This is a genomic window from Rhodoblastus sp. (assembly GCF_052145335.1).
GTDB lineage: Bacteria > Pseudomonadota > Alphaproteobacteria > Rhizobiales > Beijerinckiaceae > Rhodoblastus.
In genome coordinates this window covers 1-3,914 of sequence record NZ_JBKQOU010000186.1, presented here as the reverse complement: position 1 = coordinate 3,914, position 3,914 = coordinate 1, and the positions used below count along the sequence as shown (strand labels likewise).

Below are 3,914 nucleotides of genomic sequence, written 5' to 3'. Positions count from 1 at the left end.
GAGGCCGGACTGCTCGAGCGCGAAACGGGCAAGCCGGTCAAAGTGCTTCGCGGCCTGTCGCTTGATTCGTTCCGGGCCGAGATGGCGAAAAGCAATGATCCGAGCCGCCGCATCATTGTCAATTTCCTGCGTATGCCGCTGTTCGGCCGGGGACACGGCCACTTCTCGCCGGTTCTTGGTTACCTGCCGGAAGAAGACCTTGTGTTCGTCGGCGACGTGAATGCTCAATTTCGACCGTGGGTCGTTCCAATGAGTAGACTTTTCGAAGCGCAGGACACGATTGACTCCTCCAGTCACGAGAAGAGGGGAGTGTTGGAGGTCGAGGCGCAATAACCCAGAACTTTATGGCCCCGTTCGCGCCGGCAGCCGTCGCGTCCGTCGACCGCATCATGTAGCGCATTGGTTAGATCATAAATGTGACGCCTCTCCTGCGCACCAACACCTCCTGTTCGATTTCGAAAACAGGAGTTACAGGAAAATCAGAGAGTTGCTTTCGCCTTTGTGGCGGTCTGCCTGGCGAGCGAGCAGGCGAGAAGCGACTTATTTTGAAGCGTCCAGTGTTTCGACGCCATCGCGGGTGACGCGATGGACCATGCAACAGACATTTTCTGGTTTCGGGACGCGACGCCACGGGCTGTCCGCCAAGGCGCGGCGCATGTCGGCAAGTCCGGCCTTGCGTCGCTCAGCGATGGAGGCGCGAGAGAATTCAGCGTCGCTGGAGGGAATCTGATCCTGCCCGGGGTGATAGACGATATGAACCAGATCAAGCCGCTGCTCGGGAAGGCGCGCATCAGGTTCGGTGAGCAATTGCATGGCGTGGCGCAGGTTGATTTTCGACGCCATCGCCTCGATATGCTGCGGCGTGGCGCTCGCAAACCGGATCTGCTTGACGCGCCAGGCGACTGCTTCCATATTGTCGGGGACCGGACCCTTGGCGCTCCATAGATCGATGATGAAAATCACGGTATGATCAGGAGGCATATCGCGTTGCACCGCCTCGAGGGGCGAATTCGAAACGCAGCCGCCGTCCCAGTAAAATTTTCCCCCAATCGGCGTAGGTGGAAAACCGGGCGGCAGGGAGCAACTGGCGATGACATGTTCGGGGCCTAAGCGACCAGACTTTTTCTGAGTGTCGAAAAAAACCAGCGAACCCGTTTCGATGTCGGTGGAGCCGACAGAAAGTCGCGTCAAATTGGCGTTGAGACGATTGAAATCGACCGTCGCCGCCAGCGTTTCATACAAGGGCGATGTGTCGTAAAAGCTCGTCGCCGCAATGCCCGGCGCAGCGAAATACGGGTTAATAACACGCGGCGTAAAGAACCCCGGCTGTCCCACGAGCAAGGTCGTCGCGAAGCTCAATCTATGTTCAAGGGTTTCAATCTGTACGCCGCCGGGCGCCGGCATTGGCGATGGCTGAGAGATCAATGAAGAGATCGATGGCCGAGAGATCGTCTCCCAGAATGTTTCCAGTTGCTCCAGCCGCCGCTCTGGAGCGTTGCCGGCAATAATGGCTCCATTGATCGCGCCCATCGATATGCCGCAAACCCAGTCGGGCTCGAACGCCTGTTCGCGCAAGGCCTGAAACGCGCCAATGTGATAGGCGCCCATGGCCCCGCCGCCCTGCAGAACCAGGACACATTTGGTTTTCTCGGGCTCGATGGCGCCATCCATTATGGCTTATCGCGCTGGTCTAGGCCAAGAATTGAGACTTTTGCCGTCGTGATTTCCGTGGGCCAGAGCACCTCGGTCAATCCTGTGGCGACGGCGACGCGTTGGGCGCCGCCGGCCTTGTAGGTGATGACGCCGCCGCCTGCCGCTCCGCCGATCTTCTGGCCCCATAATTCATGGCCGTCGCCGGTGTCGAGCGCATAAAAATTGCCGCCCATGTCGCCAAAGAACACGACGCCGCCGGCTGTCGGCGTCATTCCGCTCTGGACCGGATAGTTGGTCTTGGCGCGCCAGCGCCATTGGCCGCTGTCGGCGTCGACTGCGTAAACCCAGCCGGCCCAATCGAACACAGGATCCTGTTTTCCCCAGACATTGTAGGGGTTAAGCGAGGCTTCTCCGGACCAGGGCGCTCCAACCGGGGTCGCTTCCATCTTTTCCTTTGTCTGCAATGTCGCAGTCGAGCACCATTCCACCTCTCCGACGAGGACGAGATTGTTCTGTGGATCGTAGGCCGGTCCATTCCACTCCGCGCCGCCGATCGATCCCGGACAATAACGGACCGACTCGCCGGCGGCGAATGGAGCATCGGCGTTTTCGACCTTGGTCATCGGGTTGCGATAGAGCATTTTCGCAGTCGAAAGATCGAAGCCATAGAGATGACCGTCTTTCGGCGCGACGATCATCATGTTCCGGCCAGCGGCGGACTGGATCAGCACCGGCGCCGTGGACATGTCCCAATCGTGCCAGTCCTTCGGGACGATCTTGAAATGGGTCTTGTAGTCGCCGGTTTTGGCGTCGAGCACGACGACCGAGCCGGAATAGAGATTTTCGCCCTCACGCATGTCGGCTCCGAAATCCGGCGCCGGATTGCCGCCCGGAACGTAAAGCAGCCCCTTTTCGGGGTCGAGCGAGTAGGACGTCCAGGTCGCGCCGCCAGTGATCGGCGACCCTTCCGGCGTCTTCCAGGTCGAAGTGTCGAGCGGAGACCGCGCCTGCGGCCCGCGCTCGACATCACCGGGGGTTTTCGGGACGAGGTAGAACTCCCAGACGATTTTGCCGGTCTTGGCGTCGAGCGCATACATCCGGCCCTTGACGCCTTTGACGTCGCCGCCGGCGTTGCCGATGAAGACGAGGCCATTCCAGGCGATCGGCGCGGCGGGCGCGCTTTCGCCTCTTTTCGAATCGGCGATTGTGGTCTCCCACAGGCGTTTGCCGGTCTTGAAATCATAGGCCAGCACGCGGCCGTCCTGCGTGCCGCGATACAGCACGCCGTCGAGATAGGCTGGGCCCCGGCTGACGCCCTGCGCCGAGGCGGGCGTATAATCTTCGTGAACGCGCCAGTTCTGGCTGCAATCATTGGGATTGATCGAGAAAATATCATATTCGGTGGTGAAGACGAGAGCCCCCTGCACCTCGAGCAATCCGGTGTTGAAGCCGGTATATTGGCCGGTGTCGAAGGTGCATAACACCTTCAGGTTTTTGGCGTTCGCCGCCGTGATCTCGTCCAGCATCGAAAAACGCTCTGAGCGCAGCGTCTTGTTGTAGCTCGGCCAATCGGCGTCGACCGCGCCATGCAGCTCTGTCGCTTTCGTCAGCTTCGGAAGGCTGGCGGCGTCCGGAGCCCGTTCAATGACGATCGTTCCCTTTGGCGCATTCAAGTAACGAAAATAGTTGACGCCCATCGCCACGACGGGAACCGCCTCATCAAAATGCGTGTAGAGCACGCCTGCGACGACGGCGCCGAGCGCCACGACGGATACGCCGAGCCACTTGAGCTTGTTGTTCATCAGCGCCTCGCTATTTTTCGCGCAAATGTTTGGCGCATTCGAGATGCAATCTAAAATATCCTGCAAAGCTTATCTTGCATTGCCTCAGGAGCGTCGGAACAACTCAAACCCGGCAGAGCCGTTCCGTTTGGACGCTTGAAAATATTTGGCCGCTCCGGCAACAAGCGCCTAGAAAAATCGCCAGAACAGGCTCGCCCAGACGGCGCCGCCGATGGCGATGGCGCCCGCCATGGCCAGGACCGCGAAGGCCTGACGCGCTGACGAACCGGTCTTGGTCTGGGCGATGCGCCAAGCCAGATAAAGCGCCCAAAGCCCGGCCCCGATCAACAGAGTCGCGCGTAAAACTCCGACGAAGGGGAGGACGATTCCTTCCGCCTTGAGCATGGTGACGGTGAGCGAGGACAGGCCGAGAAAAACGCCGCAGCCCGCGACTGGAATCAAAGCCTGTGCGAGATGATG

General features: G+C 59.8%; 3 protein-coding genes and 1 pseudogene. 1 reads left to right on the top strand and 3 read right to left on the bottom strand.

Annotation, left to right across the window (positions count from 1 at the left end; genetic code table 11):
• A partial coding sequence (locus ACLP2E_RS11835) for a phytochelatin synthase family protein (RefSeq protein ID WP_442466048.1) occupies positions 1-333 on the top strand: 333 nt, incomplete at its 5' end.
• A 207-nt stretch (positions 334-540) separates the two neighbouring features.
• On the opposite strand, the gene ACLP2E_RS11830 is transcribed toward ACLP2E_RS11835, so the two are convergent.
• From ACLP2E_RS11830 to ACLP2E_RS11820, 3 genes and pseudogenes are all read right to left on the bottom strand, one after another.
• Positions 541-1,671 (bottom strand): patatin-like phospholipase family protein, encoded by a 1,131-nt coding sequence (locus ACLP2E_RS11830; RefSeq protein WP_442466047.1) that lies wholly within the window; start codon positions 1,669-1,671, stop codon positions 541-543.
• A complete protein-coding gene (locus ACLP2E_RS11825; protein ID WP_442466046.1) occupies positions 1,671-3,455 on the bottom strand; it encodes a pyrroloquinoline quinone-dependent dehydrogenase in 1,785 nt (594 codons plus the stop codon). The genes ACLP2E_RS11830 and ACLP2E_RS11825 overlap by 1 nt, the downstream gene beginning before the upstream one ends.
• Positions 3,456-3,623: 168 nt before the next feature.
• Positions 3,624-3,914: pseudogene (locus ACLP2E_RS11820) on the bottom strand (4Fe-4S binding protein); the annotation flags it as partial.

Excerpts from the sequence above, each read along its gene's own strand:
- ACLP2E_RS11830 (WP_442466047.1), bottom strand. The coding sequence starts at position 1,671 with ATGGATGGCGCCATCGAGCCCGAGAAAACCAAATGTGTCCTGGTTCTG.
- ACLP2E_RS11825 (WP_442466046.1), bottom strand. The coding sequence starts at position 3,455 with ATGAACAACAAGCTCAAGTGGCTCGGCGTATCCGTCGTGGCGCTCGGC.